Origin of the sequence: Enterococcus sp. BWB1-3 (genome assembly GCF_016745275.1) — a bacterium.
Taxonomy (GTDB): domain Bacteria; phylum Bacillota; class Bacilli; order Lactobacillales; family Enterococcaceae; genus Enterococcus_L.
Window position 1 is genome coordinate 1 of sequence record NZ_JADOEP010000032.1, and the last position, 20,030, is coordinate 20,030.

The 20,030-nt window shown below is 36.9% G+C and carries 15 protein-coding genes and 2 tRNA genes; 5 read left to right on the forward strand and 12 right to left on the reverse strand.

The features are described from left to right. Positions 1–268: 268 nt before the first annotated feature. Positions 269–352 (reverse strand) — tRNA-Leu (locus IW492_RS16010). An 802-nt stretch (positions 353–1,154) separates the two neighbouring features. Between IW492_RS16010 and IW492_RS16015 the strand changes: the two genes are divergently transcribed. Continuing rightward, positions 1,155–1,688, forward strand: coding sequence for a GNAT family N-acetyltransferase (locus IW492_RS16015; protein WP_202068907.1), 534 nt, complete (start codon positions 1,155–1,157; stop codon positions 1,686–1,688). An 11-nt stretch (positions 1,689–1,699) separates the two neighbouring features. Further along, entirely contained in the window at positions 1,700–2,260 is a 561-nt protein-coding gene (locus tag IW492_RS16020; protein WP_202068909.1) for a hypothetical protein, read from the forward strand. 1,854 nt (positions 2,261–4,114) lie between these two features. Here the strand turns inward: IW492_RS16020 and IW492_RS16025 are convergent. Together IW492_RS16025 and IW492_RS16030 are read right to left on the reverse strand one after the other, a co-directional pair. Then, positions 4,115–4,197: transfer RNA gene (locus IW492_RS16025), tRNA-Leu, on the reverse strand. 233 nt (positions 4,198–4,430) lie between these two features. Then, on the reverse strand, positions 4,431–4,601 hold the full coding sequence (locus IW492_RS16030) for a hypothetical protein (RefSeq protein ID WP_202068911.1): 171 nt from the start codon (positions 4,599–4,601) through the stop codon (positions 4,431–4,433). Between the two features lie 443 nt (positions 4,602–5,044). Here IW492_RS16030 and IW492_RS18770 point away from each other — a divergent pair, with 443 nt between their 5' ends. Together IW492_RS18770 and IW492_RS16035 are read left to right on the forward strand one after the other, a co-directional pair. After that, positions 5,045–5,284: a LuxR C-terminal-related transcriptional regulator gene (locus IW492_RS18770; protein ID WP_420705908.1), complete on the forward strand. Its 240-nt coding sequence runs from the start codon at positions 5,045–5,047 to the stop codon at positions 5,282–5,284. Between the two features lie 149 nt (positions 5,285–5,433). Further along, the gene (locus IW492_RS16035) at positions 5,434–6,360 is read left to right on the forward strand and encodes an oligosaccharide biosynthesis protein Alg14 (protein ID WP_202068913.1); all 927 of its coding nucleotides are present in this window, start codon (positions 5,434–5,436) and stop codon (positions 6,358–6,360) included. A gap of 47 nt (positions 6,361–6,407) precedes the next feature. On the opposite strand, the gene IW492_RS16040 is transcribed toward IW492_RS16035, so the two are convergent. The 6 genes from IW492_RS16040 to IW492_RS16065 form a co-directional block, all read right to left on the reverse strand. After that, positions 6,408–6,884 (reverse strand): SprT family protein, encoded by a 477-nt coding sequence (locus IW492_RS16040; protein WP_236671963.1) that lies wholly within the window; start codon positions 6,882–6,884, stop codon positions 6,408–6,410. A gap of 8 nt (positions 6,885–6,892) precedes the next feature. Then, complete coding sequence (locus tag IW492_RS16045) at positions 6,893–9,079, reverse strand: Tex family protein (protein ID WP_202068915.1); 2,187 nt, start codon at positions 9,077–9,079, stop codon at positions 6,893–6,895. A 1,227-nt stretch (positions 9,080–10,306) separates the two neighbouring features. Further along, positions 10,307–11,755, reverse strand: coding sequence for a hypothetical protein (locus IW492_RS16050; RefSeq protein ID WP_202068917.1), 1,449 nt, complete (start codon positions 11,753–11,755; stop codon positions 10,307–10,309). Positions 11,756–11,767: 12 nt separating this feature from the next. Continuing rightward, entirely contained in the window at positions 11,768–12,832 is a 1,065-nt protein-coding gene (locus IW492_RS16055) for a nucleoid-associated protein (RefSeq protein WP_202068919.1), read from the reverse strand. Positions 12,833–12,988: 156 nt separating this feature from the next. Next, complete coding sequence (locus IW492_RS16060) at positions 12,989–13,723, reverse strand: metallophosphoesterase (protein WP_202068920.1); 735 nt, start codon at positions 13,721–13,723, stop codon at positions 12,989–12,991. Between the two features lie 591 nt (positions 13,724–14,314). Then, entirely contained in the window at positions 14,315–14,737 is a 423-nt protein-coding gene (locus IW492_RS16065) for a pyridoxamine 5'-phosphate oxidase family protein (protein ID WP_202068921.1), read from the reverse strand. Between the two features lie 137 nt (positions 14,738–14,874). Between IW492_RS16065 and IW492_RS16070 the strand changes: the two genes are divergently transcribed. Next, positions 14,875–15,810, forward strand: a complete 936-nt coding sequence (locus tag IW492_RS16070) for a helix-turn-helix transcriptional regulator (RefSeq protein ID WP_202068922.1) — start codon at positions 14,875–14,877, stop codon at positions 15,808–15,810. Between the two features lie 246 nt (positions 15,811–16,056). Here the strand turns inward: IW492_RS16070 and dnaJ are convergent, their stop codons facing one another. The 3 genes from dnaJ to grpE all read right to left on the reverse strand — a co-directional run bounded on the left by dnaJ (position 16,057) and on the right by grpE (position 19,994). Further along, the gene (gene dnaJ / locus IW492_RS16075; protein ID WP_202068923.1) at positions 16,057–17,229 is read right to left on the reverse strand and encodes a molecular chaperone DnaJ; all 1,173 of its coding nucleotides are present in this window, start codon (positions 17,227–17,229) and stop codon (positions 16,057–16,059) included. 323 nt (positions 17,230–17,552) lie between these two features. After that, on the reverse strand, positions 17,553–19,382 hold the full coding sequence (gene dnaK, locus IW492_RS16080) for a molecular chaperone DnaK (protein WP_202068925.1): 1,830 nt from the start codon (positions 19,380–19,382) through the stop codon (positions 17,553–17,555). 66 nt (positions 19,383–19,448) lie between these two features. Beyond that, a complete protein-coding gene (grpE, locus tag IW492_RS16085; protein ID WP_202068926.1) occupies positions 19,449–19,994 on the reverse strand; it encodes a nucleotide exchange factor GrpE in 546 nt (181 codons plus the stop codon). Between the last annotated feature and the right edge of the window lie 36 nt (positions 19,995–20,030).

Here is a 20,030-nt window from a genome sequence, read left to right on the forward strand (position 1 = left end):
ACCAGACTGTCCTGATCAGACTACCACACACCAACTCACAATCAAATCAACAACGGAACGTAGAGATAACAGACATTTTTCACTTATTTCGAAAAGTGGCTAACTTGTTCTTGAAATTTGGGATTTAATTATTTTATTGAATTCGCTATTTTTTCGTCTTTTGAAGCCCGGTCTAGCCTATATCTAAATCGAAACAATCATAGTCTGTTTTCGGTTCAGACGTTTCGTACAAAAAACCCTTATTCTCCTAAAAGAATAAGGGCTTTTATGCGGTCAAGAAGACTCGAACTTCCACGGTATTTCTACCACTAGCGCCTGAAGCTAGCGCGTCTGCCAATTCCGCCATGACCGCAACTCAATTTACAGCATTTTCTGCGTTATTACTGAATTTATCCAGTAAATTTACAGCTATATCAGGCTTTCACAGTAATTAAAATACAGCTCAAACTGTTTTTACCACGCTAGCCTATAGTACAATATGCGGTAATAGTTGTCAAGCAGTTTTCTGAGATGCTGTCAGACTGCTGATTATAGCTACTTTTCCTTCTGTTTTCATGAAAAAAGCACGCTAAGCTGTCGTTCAACGTTTACAACCAGCCTTTCCCCTTGTCTTCTAATTCAAATTATTTCCAGACAATTGGTATTTCAGTATAGCCATGATATTCAGAATCATCTTTTATGACAGACTAATCTGGTGTTAGTACCTCTGTATCAAATGGAATCGCAGTCCACTTTAACAACCTATTATCCTTGGTAAAATTGTTCCCCAGAAGAGTATTCAATTGTTGTTCCATTAAACTGACTGCTAAGCATAATAGGATCAAGTAAGTACTTCCTATTTTCTGCAGCCCTGACAAAGTGCGACTGGCAAAAGATAACCGCTTGTATGAAATTGAATAACACTCAGATCTGGTAAGTCAGATTACCAAAAAATAATTACAAAATAATAATTTAAATAAATTTAAACAACAATAAACACATCCTATCAGAATCAGCATAGGTTAGGATTTATCCACAATTATAATAATTTAAAGGTTTGCAGCGTATCCAAACTATTTCTTCCAATTTAGCAATCACTCCCAAATGTACTTTTATCTTTGTGTGAAACCATGTTAAACTGTTAGAGTTATCATTTTACAAAGGAGGAGCCAAACATGTCCATTCAGTTGGAAACAGAACGATTGGAATTATTTGAGTGGTCACAGGAAACAGTTACCGGACTAAAGTCATTTTTACAGAATCCTAAAGTGATGTATGCTTATGAACATGGTTTCTCAGATGACGAAGTAGAAAACTGGCTGAAATGGAATCTGAAAAGTTACACTGAAAATGGCTATGGTCTATGGGGACTTCGGAAAAAATCCTCCGGTATGATTATTGGAGAATGTGGATTAACAAAGCAGAAGATTGAAGGAGAAACATTTCTTGAGATCGGCTATCATCTGGCAAAAGAATACTGGCATAAAGGCTACGCTATAGAAGCTGCCCAACGCTGCAAGCAATATGCCTTTAACGAATTAAAAGCTGAGACAGTTGTATCTATTATCAGAGATACTAATCTAGCCTCCATGAAGGTAGCAATCCGGAACGGCATGCTGCCTCAAAAATATTTTATTAAAACTTACAGGGAACTAGAGATGCCTCACTATCTATTCTCTGTTACAAAAAATAATTCTTATCAAGAGTAAGGAGTAAAAAGATGTACGCACAAACGATCATTTCAGAATTATTTCAGTTATCTGAATATACCATGCTTTGGGAAGAATTAAAGAACCAGTATCCCAATGCCAACTTTACAGAGGATATGGACAATCATCGCTTATCTGCAGCTGCAGATACTTTAGTAAATGATCTCCAGTTTATAGTTTCCAGCTTAGAAACTGAAGGTCATGAGTTTTCAGAACAAGAACTGGCTGTTTATCTGTGCAACAAAATGATTCTTCAAAAAGCGCGATTGCTGCAATATATCACCGCTGTTCTACTTTATTTAAAAAATGAAGAGCTGTCTGATTCTGATGCAGAAGCTTCACTTACTGCTGCTGGAACAGACTTGTCTGAATTGGGAATGACTTTGGAAGAATTCAAGCAGCTTTTAAAACAAGGTGATTATGACAAGAGCTGTTTACTGGAATATTTCATCCCATTTGAGGTGTTCAGCAATTATCAGGACAAACTTGATGCATATCGAGCAGCAATAGGTGAAGCAAATAGCACCTATATCGATGAACTATTCGTCGTGTACACAGCTTCTCTTCAATAGAATCATTAAATAAATCAGAAAATGAAAAATGCTGAATCTGGATACAGCTAAACCAGCTGCTAGTAAATCCTGTATTTTCTATTCCCCATTTTTCTTCAAAAGACTGTAAATAAAAAAACTCAACTACCTGTTTGATTGAAGAAGCAACCCGCAATCTTCTCGGGGGAATAACCAAGCTTTAATCGTTCAGTGTAGTTTAAAAAAAGTTCAACAGACAGATAATACAAAAGCTGTTCGCTGTATCAGGCAGACAGTTTTTGTATTTCTTTAACAGAATTTATTTGTTCTTACAACAGCAAAACAAAATCTTTAAAAATCAGTGTTTCAACTACCAATTTCGTGCAGCCAGAATCAATAGACTGCTCAGTTTAAAATTAAAGAAATACTCAGAAATCCAAAGGTGTCATAAATAGAAATCGGCAGCAATTTTCCAACTGAAAAAAATCCATAACAAAAAAAGATCACAAAAAATAGTGAACATTTTTCTAAACACATTTTTTTGTAAAATCCCCTGTTTTTTTATTATCGGATAACATATATACTTCTAGATGCGAACTGCGATTGATACATCGATTATCTCTGTCAATGTCACTTTTTCCAACTGACCAGCGTTTATTACCGACACTCCTTTTTATCGCTGCCAATTCCAATGCTCTGACCAAATTATACTCCTTTTTTAACTGACAGAGGTGCCTAATTGCTTCATTTCAAAGAGAAGTCTGTTCATGAGAATAAATATAAATTAATCGGTTTTACAATTCTGTTAACTTGCAGAATCCAAAACTCCATTATATCTAGATACAGAGTTCTTAATTCTTAGTAAAATCTTGAATAACAGTCATTATTGATTCGCAAAAATATGCAAATTTGCATATTTTTTTCAAATTTACTTATTATTTAACGGCTATACTTTTATCAAGAGAATAACTTGGGGAAGTAATTTTCTTAACAGCTTGTCTTACACATTGAAAGTTATTGATAGTTAGTGCACATAGTTTTAATTCGCATCACACGTATTTTTTTGTAGAAAGGAAAATATGACTTCTCACATTACTAACTATCAATCTTTAGAGGTTGTGACAAAGCGTCTCCATGCGATGAGTAACCGAAGGAATAGAAGTGTTCTGCCTCAAGAACCACGTAGGGATCATGCATCATCTACTCTGACAAGTTAATCGTAGTGATTTATGACACCAGGTAGGTAACATGCATCATCTACTCTGACAAGTCAATCGTAGTGATTTATGTCAATAAGGCGAACTATACGAAAATGGTCAAGGAACACTATTCATAAAATGAATAGCTGTGAATTGATACCTCCCTGGAGCTGCTCATAGTTTCAGTATAGTTCGCCTTATTTCCGAGATGTTGCCTGCGATTACTCGGCACAGATTAGGACCGACAAGTGCTAGTTCTACTTTGCCGCTTCTGCTTATATTCTTACTTTAGCAGAATGGTATGCGTAGTTTCGATAAGTATTCCTTGAATGAAACCAGCTCACTTGATGTAGTAGAACTATATGCGTAGCATAGAAGAACTGCTGACTCTGCGAATCTAACGATTCTCGAGACAAAACAGTACACTGTATCCGTTTTTCTACGTCTACGGTTCTCACTACTACACTACACTTCGTTTCGATCTCATCAATTTCTAAACGGCAGAGCCATTAAGAATTGAAGGACTTCGTTTCGATCCTCGAAGCATGGAGAGACTTTACTTCTCCGCTTCTTCGAATGCTCGAATCATACAAAGAACGGATTTCTTTCGATTTCCGAAAGACAACAATTTTGGCGCTCACTTATCAAACAAATAAAGTTCGATAAAGAACGCCAAATAAAAATTAATTTAATTTAATGCGGACGATGGGATTTGAACCCACACGAGCATACGCCCACAAGACCCTCAATCTTGCATGTCTGCCATTCCATCACGTCCGCGTCTTCTGATATCTTCTGCGCCCTTTCTGCCATTCCGCCATGACCGCAATAGTAAGAGAATCCTTCGAAATATGTCACTAAAGAATTTATCTTAACAAAAATACACCTCTGTAATAGTAAAACAGTTGGCTGAAATTGTCAATCCTGTAAACAATCTTGGCTTTGATTCTTTTCTCTAAACGCTTTTATTCAATTCATCATATCGGCATTTGCCAGCATGTCTTTTTATTCCACTATGCACCTGTATCATCCCGATGAACATACCATTCTCCGCCACTTGTTGCTCTTCTAATATCCGTCAGACACTCCAGCCAGTGAAATAAAGCAGATAATATATCCTCGAACGCATTCCACAGATGCAGTTTCGCCGAACCTTCAAAAATCACATTTGGATTTTTATCCACATAACTATATTCTTTTAATTATCTTATCTGTATAACTGCTAAATGTTCCTCTGCTTCCAAATTCAGCATTAAAAATCTGGCTTTATTATCTTCAAAATCAACTGCTGATGATTTATCTTGATCCTTTCAGCTGTCTGAAGTGGAAAAAATACATTGATAAACTGTCTTTAAATTCTGCAATATATATAAATAGGCAGTTCTTCTCTCTTTGATTTTTGGTCTTCTAATTTTACTGGAAGATATCTATACATATTTAATATTGACCAATACATTCCTTTATCTTTAAAAATGAATAGCTGTGATAAGTACGAAGGTATCTATTTTATTTTAGTCTGTCTATTTCTAATGAACTATTTTACCCATGACATCCTGATAGTACAAAAACAGCAGGTAAGAGAAAAACTCCGATGGAACTATGTAATTTGAACATCTCTGTCAGTATTATGGCTTCTCTCAAAAAGAAATCTGACTCTGCTTCCTGCCACAAACAAAAGCAGGAAATTTCTGACGAAATATATCTTTCTATTGGTACAGTTAAAATGCATACTTACAATATTTTTAGCGAATTGAACATCAAAAAAAGAAAACAAATTTTTACTGCTTATTCAGATTTTCCTTATACTCAGACAAAGAACTCTGTCATCTCTCAGCAAAAATTTTCCCTGTATCAACAAAAGTTTTAAAAACCAGTTCTAGCAGTCACAGAACCAGTTTTTTTCTTATCTATCAGCAGCCTTCTCTTATCATTTCAAGCAAAATAGGTTCATAAATTAAAAGAACGTGATAATATAATGAAAAAATATCACTATTTTTGGAAAGCGGGGAGAGTAGTATGCAAGACAGAACGACATTACTTGTTGCAAAAGATAAACATTTATACTTCTTTGGTAATTTATCTGGTATTGACGTAATCGCCGGTAATCAGCTGCTTCGCGTTCCTTTTGATTCAGAATACTGGAAAAACAAGCTGTCCCGTTACTACCAGATTGTTTTTTTGGATTATGGTTTTGAGCCAATAATGGCTGAAATTGTAAGACCTTTAACACAGGCAAAACTGATTTTGTTTTTTTGGAATCACATGACGGAGGAAAAGATTCTATTGCTTCGTCAAACACAGGCCGAACAAAATATTGATGATATTTACAGCTTTGATCCTATAGAAGCACAAGAATTTAGTTTGAAACATAACTCAAGCTTTTATTCAAAGCAACTTACTCTTCCAGATAGGGAGTTGAAGCACGACTTGTTCTTCGGCGCTTCAAACAATGGACGAATGGATGTCGCAAAAACTGTTCTGGCAATTCTGAACACCCTTCACATAGACAGTCACTACTTTATTTTAAAAGGGAAGGGGAATGATCAAGAAGGCTATCTCCCCTACAATGATTATTTAAGCTTAGTAGCACAGAGCAAGGGTATTCTGGAGATTATGCGTTCCGGTCAAACCGGCTTAACACTCAGAACGCTGGAATCCTTATTCTTTAAAAAGAAATTAGTTACGACCAATTCAAAAATCCGCTACTATCATTTTTACAATCCGGAAAACATTTTTATTATCGGTAAAGACGACTTTGATGATCTTCCTGATTTTCTAAACTCACCTTATCAGGAGCAGGAATCAACAGAAACTTTCCTTGACTTTTTCAGTGACAGACAATGGGCTCAACGATTTTACGAAGACAATACTCAGATCTATGAAGAGATTGAGTATGACTCTGAATTAATTCAACATCGCAGACAACAAATAACTGTATTATAAAAAAGTCCACCGGATTCAACGACCGTTGAATCCGGCGGACTTTACTTCTATCTCTCAATCAGCTTCAATTTGCCATGACATTTGCCGCAAACATAGCGGTTAATATTGACTCGTCGTTTTCGGCTTATTTTTGTTTGACAGTCACTGCACTGATACTCATATATCGCAGAAACTTCATCTGTCAGCGGACGAACATAACGACTTCCGCCAATCAGCTTCAGGTGGTCTTTAAAATCACGGTCTTTATGCTGATAGCCTTTTCCAGCTAAATGCAGATGATAGTGACACAGCTCATGCTTAATCACGCCAATCAATTCTTCTGCTCCATATTTTGCTGCCACTCTCGGGTTAAAATCAATATTGTTTGTGGATAAATGATATCTGCCTCCAGATGTTCTCAGTCTGCTGTTGAAGTATGCTTTATGAATAAACGGCTTATTAAAGCAGGACCAAGATAATTGCTCAACTGCTTCCTGCAGCTGTTCGTCTGTTTCAATCATTTTACTAATTCTCACTTTTTCCATCGGAGAAACTACCCCTTTGCTTTTGGCAGCATGGTCAGGCTGATTCGACCTTTTTTCACATCAATCTCCTCTACCCATACTGTAACAACATCGCCAACTGCTACAACATCAGTAGGATGCTTAACAAATCTATTGCTTAACTTGGAAATATGGACTAAACCGTCCTGTTTCACACCTATGTCAACAAAAGCACCAAAGTCAATAACATTCCGAACCGTCCCCTGCAGCTCCATTCCCGACTTCAGATCTTCCATAGACAGAACATCTTTTCTTAAAAGCGGCGCAGACATCTCATCACGCATATCTCTTCCAGGCTGAGCCAGAGAAGACAAGATATCCTTCAGCGTTTCAGAGCCGGCATCCAGTTCCTGTTTCAGCTCCTGCAATTTCAACGCTTTAATCTTTTCAGTCGTTTCGGAAGAGCCAAGATCTTTCAAATCAACTCCAGCTTTTTCCAGTACGGTTTTCGCTGTATCATAACTTTCCGGATGAATCCCAGTATTATCCAGCACATTTTTGCCATTTGGAATTCTTAAAAATCCAATTGCCTGTTCATATGCTTTAGGTCCTAAGCGAGGAACTTTCTTGATTTGATTACGAGCAGTAAACGCTCCGTTCTCATCTCGGTAAGTCACAAGATTTTGAGCAATCGTCTTATTTAAGCCTGAAATGTATTGCAGTAATTGCGGACTTGCTGTATTAACATCAACTCCTACCTGGTTCACTACTGTTTCTACAACAAATGTCAGCTGTTCAGCCAATCTCTTCTGAGAAACATCATGCTGATACTGACCGACACCAACTGCCTTAGGATCAATTTTTACCAGCTCTGCCAGAGGGTCCTGCAATCGACGCGCAATACTGACTGCACTCCTCTGTTCAACTTGAAGATCCGGGAACTCTGTCCGGGCAACTTCACTTGCTGAATATACAGAAGCACCTGCTTCATTGACAATTACATAAAAGATATCTCTTGGAAGTTGTTTCAGCTGTTCAGCAACAAATTGCTCTGATTCACGACTCGCAGTTCCGTTACCAATTGCAACCATCTCCACTCCATGCTTCTCAACCAGCTTATTAAATGCCGGACCTGCTGCTGCCCTCTTGTCTCCGGAAGCTGGTTTATGCGGATAAATGACATCAATAGCCAACACTTTTCCAGTTGGATCGACAATAGCCAGCTTGCATCCAGTACGATAAGCCGGGTCAAAGCCCAGAACAACTTTCCCTTTCAATGGAGGCTGCAATAATAAATTACGCAAATTTTCTCCGAATATTTTAATTGCCTGTTCATCTGCTTTTTCAGTCAGCTCATTACGAATTTCGCGTTCAATCGCTGGACCAATAAAACGTTTATAGCTGTCCTGATAAGCCGCTTCAACATAGCAGGCAGTCACTGATTGTTCATTTTTACCAATCAGCTGACGTTTCAAGTAGTCATGGATTTTACTTTCATCCACCAGCAAAGAAACTTTCAGAATTTCTTCTTTCTCTCCCCGATTTGTTGCCAGAACACGATGGGAAACCATCTTATTAATAGGCTCGGAAAAATCATAATACATTTCATAAACTTCTTTTTCATCTTTTTCAGCATTTTTAACCACACTGACATACTGACCTTTGTTAAAGGTAAAATCCCGAATCCATTTACGGAATTTCGCTTCATCACTGACTCGCTCAGCCAGAATTTCATGCGCCCCTTGCAATGCTTCTTCTGAACTGCCGACTTCCTTTTCTTCATTGACATAGCCGGCTGCCTCAGCAGACACGTCACCTGTTTGTGGCAACTCTGCTAGCCAGTCTGCTAGAGGCTCCAGCCCTTTTTCTTTTGCAATTGTTGCTTTTGTCCGACGCTTTTGCTTATAAGGTCGATACAGATCTTCTACCTGCTGCATCTTTGTTGAAGACAAAATATCTTTTTTCAGCTCTTCAGAAAGTTTTCCCTGCTCTTCGATTAGTCGCAGGACTTCCTCTTTTCTCTTCTCCAGGTTTTCAAGATACGTGTAACGTTCTTCAATTTCTCTAATTTGGACTTCATCTAAACTGCCGGTCATTTCTTTACGGTACCGGGCAATAAAAGGCACTGTATTTCCTTCGCCCAACAGCATCAGCACAGTGGTAATTTGATTAGGCCGGAATCCTGTCAATTCCTTTTGAAGCAGGTCTACTACTTCCTGATTGTAACTATCTGCCATTTATTCAACCTCTTTCTTTAGCATACATACCTGTCTATTTTAGCATAATCAAGACTTTTTTAGTAGGAAACTCCTGTATCAAAAAGGGAAAATGAGTATACGAGCTTATAAATTTTAACGTACGAAAAAATCTCAACTGATTTCCTCAATCAAATGAAACCGTAAAAAGACAGCAGGGATTCTGCTGCTTAAACTCCTGATTTTGCTTGTCTTTCGATTGATGGGATTTTGGAAGTCCCCAAAAAAAATAATAGATCCTCCCCAGTGTTAAAGAATGCATGCCAATATCTTTAAATCGAGTAGAGGGAAAAGTTAACTGACTTTCCGCCCCTCTCACACCACCGTACAAGCGGTTCGGCATACGGCGGTTCAACTTATATTGCAGTGTGTACGTTTAGATAATAATCTAATGCAAAGGGGCTTCCTCTTTGCTTTAGTCGTTTAGTGGATAACGCTCTATGAACAGCTTTGGATAATCCACTACTATGACCTCGGCTGACTTCTCACGATAAACCTTTTTCGACCGATTTTCTTACTAGGGGACTCCTCAATCGTTCGTGAGACCTCCCAGGGTAAGACAACTAACTTTCCTCTTTTACTCGCCTGATTTACCCGATAAATTTACGCACATCTTTTGGACTTTGGTTTGTATAGGAACCTTATCCACTTACCGAGCCTTGGTATCAGGTTTCTGTTCGTAGAGCCAAGAATTTGATACACGCTTCCTTCAGCCACATCCTCACGAATGCCACCTTGCGTTTCTCTAGCGATTGGTCGATGTGTACCCTCGCAGTGGACTTTCACCACCTAGTTAGTTGCCATGCCTGGTGCACTACAAAAAACATACTACAATGAGTATGCGATGGTCTTATTGTAATATCCTTTGGCTTTCAAAAATGGCTATTCATAAAAATCTTCCGGATTTAATTCGGTTTAAAAAAGAATACTTCCTCCAGAAGCTCTTTTTTTAACCTCAAAAGCGTATCAATTCTTTCGCTAAATTTATCTTTTCTCTTTAGCTGCTTTTGCATTATCTTATGTTAGAGCAGACTACTCCACATTCATAACGTTCAGCGCCTATATCTTTTTAACATTATTAAGAATAGGAAAAAAATCCACGATTAAGCATTGCAACAACCTGCACTTTATTTCTTAGAATAAATTGTATTCTTTTATCTTCCAAAAAATTTATTTTTTATAGTTAGAATAAGCCAGCAACATTCTAATTCAGTACCCTATTAACCACTTTATTGCTGATTTTGGATATGATAGAAAATCAATCCTATTTGAAAGGTAAAGAATCATAAAAATGATTATGAGTCCTACCAAACCTTTAAGCACCATTGCTCGAGTTTTATCATATATAGAAAGAAATTCATCTAAATAGGTCTGCTTCAAAGTTTCAAAAGACATGTCTGATTCTTCAAATGATCCAATTTCTTTTGTAAAACTTTCTAAACTATTTAATAAAGCTATTTTTTGCTCTTCTTGTTTTTTTATTATAACGAAATTCACTATAAAATAAAGAATATAACTTAAAAGAACCACATTAATCAAAGAGCTAGTTTTAGCGTTATTTAAATTAGTAAGTAAGCTTAAAAATATCGTCCCTAACAAGCTTAAAGCTACAGCTCTAAACTGATTTATAATGCTGTTTGTTATATCTTCAATTTTGCGAGTAGTTGTAATATATTCCTGTATCAATTTATTCTTCTGCTCTAAAAATAATTTTATTTTATCTTGAACATACAAATTAAAATTATAATTGACAGAATGCTCAATCTCACTTAAATTTTCTATCAGAATTATCGGTGTAGAATTAATATCAAGGTAAATTGAAAATGTATTCCTTAGAATTACGAGTTTGTCATGTGACTTTTCTCGATCATTAATAAAGTTAGTCAGATTATAAATAATATTATTAAAGTGATTTGGATATTCTATTGTATCATCTGAAAATTTTAGAGTTATTGTTTTATATCCTCTGATTAAAAATTGATTAGGAGAATCCACACGGTTACAAATAATTGTTAAGAAACTTTTCAGCTGTTTTTCAACAATAAAATCTAAATTCCTACTATTCCTGCCAAACCAAGCATTTGGAAACTTTAGAAAATCATCAAACCTTCTTCCAACAAAAATTTCATTAATCTTATTAAATTCATCGATTAGATTATCTTTAATGTTATGTTCTTGTGATAATAAATTATCAAGTGAAGAAATCTTGATAAATCCAGAATCAAAAATATCTGAATCACGATCAAGTATTCCTATAAATAATTTTTTTGTGTTATCCTTTACTCTAAGGAATTTCATATTTTGTTTAAATGCTTTTAGTGAACTAAAGAAAAAGAAATTCGGATTATGTGTTTCATTTGGAATAATCTGTTTATTTAGATGAAATTCGATTTCAAGTTTATCTGAAACCTCAAGATATTCCTCACTATCACCATAAGAGCTTCTCATGTCATCTAAGCAATGTATATGTTCCATACATTCTTCGTCTAAAAAGAACTTAACTTCACAAAAATCAAATATTTCTATCTTAGATAAAGGTACTCTGTCTATTTCCTTTACTTTAAGGCTAAATTTAAAAACAAGAAAATTTTCTGTTTCATCTGAAATAAACTCATAATACGGCTTTATTTTTTCACTTAATTCTGACAAAACAGTCAATTTGAGTACCTCCTAAAACTTTGCATTTCTAACATTTAATGATCTATCTACTATAACAACAAAATCACCATCTTCATTTTCTGGGATTATATCTACTAACTCTGAAGAAATTCCTTGTTTAATTCTAATCTCTATTTCTCCATTTTTTGATTTATAAATAATTGGCTTTTTAAAGTTGACATCAGGTTTAAATATCAGATCAGCATCAGGATGCTTTTTGAGAATATTGGCTTTCACAATCTCTATTGGAATTTTTAAATCCATATCTCTATTCTTCTTATCTAAAAAAGGTCTCACTAGAGATGGTATGTCTTCATCAATATTAAATAATTCTCCACTATTTAATTTATTCTTAACTGCATTGGAAAATTTTGGCCATTTGTTATTGGGAATTATCTCTTCTTGAAACCCAGTAATTAACTCTTTTTCAATTTCTTGTGTAAGAATCGTATTATTTGATAAAATTTTAGCATTCAAAAATATATCCATAAAATACTGTGCAGTATCTTTATTCCCATTTTGTCTATCAAGTACATATAAATGAAATTCATTTTCAAGATATGAATTCTTGATGGCGATAAAAGCGAGTTTATGCAATTTTTCATTCACTGAGGGCAACATCGATTTTCTAACTTTAATTTTAAGATTATCATCAATTTCTACACCCGTGTTTGGATCCATTTTGATTATACCAATGTATTCCTTTTGATCCATAGTATAGTATAAGAAAAACAGTGAACCATCACTTCTACTACTAGTGCTTTTCATTGTGCTAAAAAGTTTTTTTGTCATAGCTTGTGACTCTTTAATGAAAGTTTCTTCAAATAATTCAGGTACCTCTTTATTACTCATGATCCTCTCAACATTCAATTTTACTGTGTTATTTTCTAATCCCATAAACTGACATCTTCTCATAAAGCTTTGCTTTCTAGAATTACTTATATGTATCTTAAAATAGTTCAATGCTTCTTCAAAATCCTCTACTTCCTCAATATCTATACAAGTATCATTTAAAACAGGCTGGTTTCCTCTTAAATTCAGTTTATGCACAATCAGTCTGTTTATTATTATTTCCATTTCAATCCCTCCAAATAAAATCCCTACTCTAATTAAAACAAAATAACATTTTTAAAACAATGGTTTTTTTAACTTTTAATATATATTATTTCAGATAATGTCATTTTCATATATTAGAGTCTTTAATATTTTTTAGAATAGGATAATTTATATCTTTTACACACTTGGCTGCCAAGGTCCGTTCATATTTTGATACTCAATATCCTGCACGATCCCCTTTTCATCAAAGATTACACCATGTACGGAACCCCCAAACACTCCGCCGCCGTCAATTCCAATTTTCCCGTCAGAAATCCATAAATCAGTTGTCTGCATATCACCATGGAGCATAGGCGTAATCGTATGCCCAAATACAATCGTTTTCCCCGTATTATTCTTCCCCTGATGGAAGGCTTCCCGAATCCAAACAAAATCATGCGGGCTTGTCTTACGCCAGTCATTCTTCGTTAAATCTACTCCTGCGTGAACGAAAACATAATCTCTCCACTCAAAATAGACAGGACGTTCCTTCAAGAATTTAATCAGCTCTTTATAGCGGCTTCGGATCATCAGTGCAATTTCGGTTGGTGAATATTCTTCTGTTGCTCCTTTATGAAGCAGACTTTCAATCGTTTCTTTTCCGCCATACCGGACATAACCAGTATACCAATCTTCAGGCTGCAATAAAAAATTAAGAAAATTTTCTTCATGATTACCCATCAGGTAAACAGCATCATGTTCTTCCACTAATTTTTTGCCAAGTAAAAAACACTCCTTGCTTTTTGATCCACGATCATTCAAATCTCCTATTAATACCAGCTGGTGTTTTTCTTCATCATAAAAGTTAATCAGCTTTTGAAATAAGTCATACTGTCCATGAATATCACTGATTGCGTAGACATACTTTTTCATCATCGCTCCTCCTCTGCTTATACGGTTTGTCATTAATACTATCAGTATACCGCATGCTCTATTTAAATATAATCGTTTCAATCCTGATTTCCCATAAAAAAGCAGTAATTTAAAAGAGCCAGTCCCAACAGTTAGAATTTTTGATCTAACTGTTGGGACTGACTGAACAGATGAAATACCTCAACTATCCCCGATATGATATAGTCAAATAATGCTTTTGGAATTTCAAAATGACCAAATCGAAGCTTTGAACAATTTCTCTGCTAAAATTGATAAAGAATGACTATATTTGCCGGCAATGATTGTCTTACCGATAAATATCTACTACCTTTTCGATAGGAAATACAATCAGGTGCCAATTGAAACAAATAGGCACTGCCTGCAACACCTTATCCAATTCCCATGAATTTTTGATGAGGCTCCTCGTCTTCAAACTTACCTTTGGCGTATAATAAATCAGCGCTCCCCCTTCTTTCATCCGCTCAAGTGGTGCCTATTTACCCTACATAACTGGCAAAAGCCCCCTGCCATTCCCAATTCCACATATTCCTTTGATACCACACCTATCCAATAGCTCACATTAAGTGCTCTTTAAATAACGATTTCTTCCCTTATTTCCATCCCGGAAATAACTACTGCTTTATTAAAACTGAGTTCAAAAACAACAATATGCTCAGCAGAATTATCAATTATCTCCGCATAAAATGGAAATTTTTTGATCAACGGATCTGCTATGTCCTTTAATGAACGCTCACTTCGTTTCGCTCTTCCTTCAAGTACCCGAACATGCGCATCATCTCCTTCACCTACTATTGTTGTAAAAGAAATTTTAGAGTTCACACTCATTTCGTTCACCTTGTCATTTCCTTCAAAGGTTGAGAAATAAACTACTTTTCTTTCCGGTGAGTAAAGAAAATTAACAAGCCTCACATTCGGCTGCTCTGCTACACTGGTTGCCAGTGCAATTTCCTGTTGCTCAGCCATCACTTCTTCAAATATTTTCTTGAAATCCATTGTTCATTCCTCCAATTTTTACTCTCATTTCGTTTGATACAAAGCAATCTTATCAAAGGAACCTTGACATCTATTTGTCAGGGTTTTATTCTTTATTTAAAGAATATCCACATTCTTATTTAAAACAGGAGGTTAAAATGAAAAGTGAACGTCTGCTTGCCATCACAATGCTTTTATTGGAACAGGAACAAATCACTGCGCCAAAACTGGCAGAAATATTTGAAGTTTCCGTTCGGACAATTTATCGAGATATAGATTCACTTAGTCAGGCCGGAATTCCAGTTGCTGCTCTTCCCGGAAGCAATGGCGGGATTCGTATTATGGAGAATTATAAATTTGACCAGCATTTTTTTACTACCTCTGATTTAGTCTCACTCCTAAATGGTCTGAACAACCTGAATAAACATCTTAATCTGAAGCATTCCCCTTATACAATAGAAAAATTGAAATCATTGATACCAAAAGCAGTAAAAAATGAAATCGAAATGAAGTCTGATCAACTGGTAATTGATGTGACACCATGGATTAGGAGTGAGCTGTCTGCTGCATCAATAGAAATCATCCAACAGGCACTGGAAAAGGATCAGATTCTATCCATTGATTACGAAAATCGATCTGGCAATCATTCCAGCAGATTGATTGAACCTTATCGATTAATCCTAAAAGAATCAAGCTGGTATGTCCAGGCCTACTGTCTGCAAAAAGAAGAATTCCGAATTTTTAAATTGTCCAGAATAAAAAAAATATCAATTGTCGATAAAATATTCAAAAAACGAACCCCTCCCCCAGCAGCTTTGGGGAAACGTGTTATAAACGAAAAGAAGTTTGTACCTCTGCTGCTTGAAGTCGATTATTCAATCAAAGACAAACTGGCAGAACGTTTTAACGACCTTCAATTTGTCTCTCAAAAGGACTCTGATCGGTTTCTTGTAGAATTTCCGTATTTTATGACAGATGATTACGGCTATCACATGCTCTTGGGCTTTGGAACAAAATGTAAATGCCTGAAACCTGAATTTGTTCAAAAAGAACTTGTCAGCCGGATGAAAGAGATGTTGGCATTCTATGAATAAGAATTTACAGTTGTTATCTATACGCTATGAAAAAATATACATTTGTTCTCCAATTATGATAAAAATAAAAAATCTATTCTGCAAAATTTCTCTCTCAAGAAACTGCTGAAAATGCCCCTTCCTTCACGGCAATTTAGTATGACGAGTTTTTTATAATCCAAAACAGAAAAAGGCCGAATCAGAATATGTATATCCTGATTTGACCTTTTCTATTTTACATCAATTAACAGATTGTTCATCAATCGATTATTTCTTTTTCTTGCTGCCAAAAGCATCTTTCATCTTATCGAAAAAGCCTTCTTCCTGCTGTTCACTGATTTCCTGACCGCCAGCCTTCGCAAAAGCACGCAATGCGTCTCTTTGCTCTTCACTCAGATTCTTAGGAGTAATTAGTTTAACTTTCACATGCTGGTCGCCGCTGCTGCCTCCGCGTAAACGTGGTGCACCTTTTCCACGTAATCGGAAGTTTGTACCTGTCTGTGTACCTGCTGGAATTTTCAGCTTCACATCTCCATGCACGGTTGGAACCTGAACTTCATCTCCCAGTGCAGCCTGTACAAAGCTTAACGGCAGTTCATAATAGATTTCAGCCCCATCACGATCAAAAATATTGCTTTCCTCTACATGGAACACAACATACAGATCACCGTAAGGTCCGCCGTTCATTCCGGCTTCTCCCTGATTAGCCAAACGCATTTGCTGACCATCTTCCACACCAGCCGGCACTGTGACTTTTACACGATGCGCCTTTTTCTCATGACCTGAGCCATGACAGGTTGGACACGGCTCTTTAATTTCTTTCCCTGTTCCGCGGCAGACATCACAAGTCTGACGGCTCATTACACGACCAAGCGGCGTTTGACGTTCTACATTGATACTTCCTGAACCATGACACTTATGACAAGTCTCAGGTTGCGTCCCCGGCTTTGCTCCATTTCCGTGACAAGTTCCGCAGACATCTTCGCGCTTATATTTTATTTCTTTTTCAACACCAAAAATTGCTTCTTCAAATTTCAATTGAATCGTATATTGAAGATCTGATCCCTGTCTGGGAGCAGCAGGATCAACAGAACGACCGCCACCGCCTCCAAAGAATGAATCAAAAATATCTTCGAAACCACCGAATCCTCCAGTACTGCTGAATCCGCCGCCTCCAAATCCACCGAATCCGCCAGCTCCGCCGCCAAAGTTTGGATCGGTTCCTGCATGACCATATTGATCATAGGCCGCTTTCTTCTGCGCATCGCTTAATACTTCATACGCTTCCGAAATTTCTTTAAACTTTTCCTCAGCATCTGCTTCCTGATTGATATCCGGATGGTATTTTTTGGAAAGCTTTCTATAAGCCTTTTTTATTTCATCATCTGAAGCACCCTTGGACAATCCCAATACTTCATAGTAATCTCGTTTCGTAGCCATTGGCTTCCCTCCAACTAGTAATTCCTTCACAGTCTTATATTCAGACTGCACATCTGTTTAAATCTGAACAGCTGCTGTTGAAAAATAGCTATTCTTTTCAATTCAATGCAGCCTCTTAACAACTAAAGTACCGTTGTTATCATAACATAATTCAGATAAAACCTAAATACATTTATGTAAAATAAGGAGACTGCCGCTTATTCAATTGAACGAAAAGATTCATGAAAAATGTTGTTCAGAACGAACATCGGGACAGAAGCTGCTATTCACTTCTGTCCCAACCTCTTTCCCGACCTCTTTACATTCTATTGTCCATTCAATAATTAGTCTTCGTCTTTTTCTACTTCTTCAAAGTCTGCATCCACCACATCATCTGCTCCGCTTTGTGCTTCTTCAGGGTTTTCCTGTGCTTGTTGCTGAGCAGCCTGTTCATAAAGCTTCACAGTTAGATTTTGAACGATTTCGTTTAGTGAATCACGTTTTTCTTTCATTAGTTCGATATCATTCGCTTCTACAGCAGCTTTCAGTTCATCACGAGCTTCTTCTGCTTTCTTCACTTCATCTGCATCTACTTTACCTTCAAGTTCTTTCAATGTTTTATCAACAGTGAACAGCAACGCATCTACATCGTTACGCAAATCAACTTCTTCTTTACGCAGTTTGTCCGCGTCAGCATTTGCTTCTGCATCCTTAACCATGCGTTCGATTTCTTCATCTGATAAACCTGAAGAAGATTTGATAGTAATAGTTTGTTCTTTTTGTGTACCCAAATCTTTCGCACGTACATTTACAATACCATTTTTGTCAATATCAAAGCTTACTTCGATTTGAGGAACGCCACGTGGCGCAGCAGGAATATCTGTTAATTGGAATCTTCCCAGCGTTTTATTATCAGCAGCCATCGGGCGTTCACCTTGAAGAACGTGAATATCTACCGCAGGCTGATTATCAGCAGCTGTTGAGAACACTTGAGATTTACTTGTTGGAATTGTTGTATTACGGTCAATCAGCTTAGTAAACACACCGCCCATTGTTTCAATCCCCAATGATAACGGAGTAACATCAAGTAAAACGACATCTTTCACGTCACCAGTGATTACTCCGCCTTGAATAGCAGCCCCCATTGCCACAACTTCATCCGGGTTCACTGATTTGTTTGGCTCTTTGTTTGTTTCTTTACGTACTGCTTCCACTACTGCTGGAATACGAGTAGAACCACCAACCAAGATTACTTCATCAATGTCTGAAGCTGAAAGTGAAGCATCCTTTAATGCCTGACGTACAGGAACTTTTGTGCGTTCTACTAAATCAGCTGTCAATTCATCAAATTTCGCACGTGTTAAATTCATTTCCAAGTGCAATGGACCTGCATCCCCTGCAGTAATAAATGGCAGACTGATTTGTGTACTTGTTACACCTGAAAGATCTTTCTTCGCTTTTTCAGCAGCGTCTTTCAAACGTTGTAACGCCATTTTATCTTTGCCTAAGTCAATACCATTTTCTTTTTTGAATTCTGCAACCATGTAGTCAATGATCTTGTTGTCAAAGTCATCTCCACCAAGGTTGTTATCACCTGAAGTTGACAATACATCGAATACGCCGTCTCCCAGTTCAAGGATAGACACGTCAAATGTACCGCCGCCCAAGTCAAATACCAGGATTTTTTCTTCTTTGTCTGTTTTATCCAAACCATATGCCAATGCAGCTGCAGTAGGTTCATTTACAATACGTTCAACTTCCAGACCGGCAATTTTACCAGCATCTTTAGTCGCTTGACGTTGTGCATCATTAAAGTATGCAGGAACTGTAATAACTGCTTTTTCTACTTTTTCACCAAGATATTCTTCAGCAAAACCCTTTAAATACTGTAGAATCATTGCAGAAATTTCTTGTGGTGTGTAAGACTTGCCTTCTGCTTCTACTTTATAGCCTGCTTCACCCATGTGACGTTTGATAGATGATATAGTGTGAGGGTTTGTCACTGCCTGACGTTTCGCTACTTCACCAACTTGAATTTCACCATTTTTAAATGACACAACTGAAGGTGTTGTACGATTTCCTTCAGGATTGGCAATAATTTTTGCTTCTCCGCCTTCCAATACTGCTACTGCTGAATTTGTTGTACCTAAGTCAATACCGATTATTTTACTCATGTTGCATGTCTCCTGTCTTTTGTTTTTAGTCTTGTTTACTTTTTTTAGTTTTCGATTAATCGTTGATTATTGAGCCACAACTACCATGCTTGCACGAAGTACACGATCATGCAGCTTATAGCCCTTTTGCAGCACTTCGACAATCGTATCCGCCTGAACATCGCCTTCAGCCGGAACTGTCTGTACTGCCTGATGAAGATTTGGGTCAAATGATTCTCCCATTGCAGGAATTTCTTCAATCCCTTCTTCTTTCAGTGCATGAGTAAGGTTTTCAAGAACCATAAAAATTCCTTTTTTTAGGCTGGCTCCTTGTTCATCCTCAACTTCTATTGCCATTGCCCGCTCCAGATTATCCATAGCAGGCAGGATTGCCTTGCCCAGATCCTGAGATCTGTAACGAACCAAAAGCTCGCGTTCGTTTTTAAAACGACTGTTCATGTTCGCAATTTCTGCTCTGGCACGCAGAAACTTATCTTCCATTTCGCTGAGTTCAGCGGTCAGTCTTTCTGTTTCCGTCAGTTCTGTTTCTGTGCTTTCCACTGTTTCAGCAACTGTTTCAGTTTCTTCCGCCGGATTTTGAACCTCATCCTGCGTTTCTTCTTTTTTGCTCAATCTAGCAACTTCCCTTCTCATTTCGCAGACTTATTT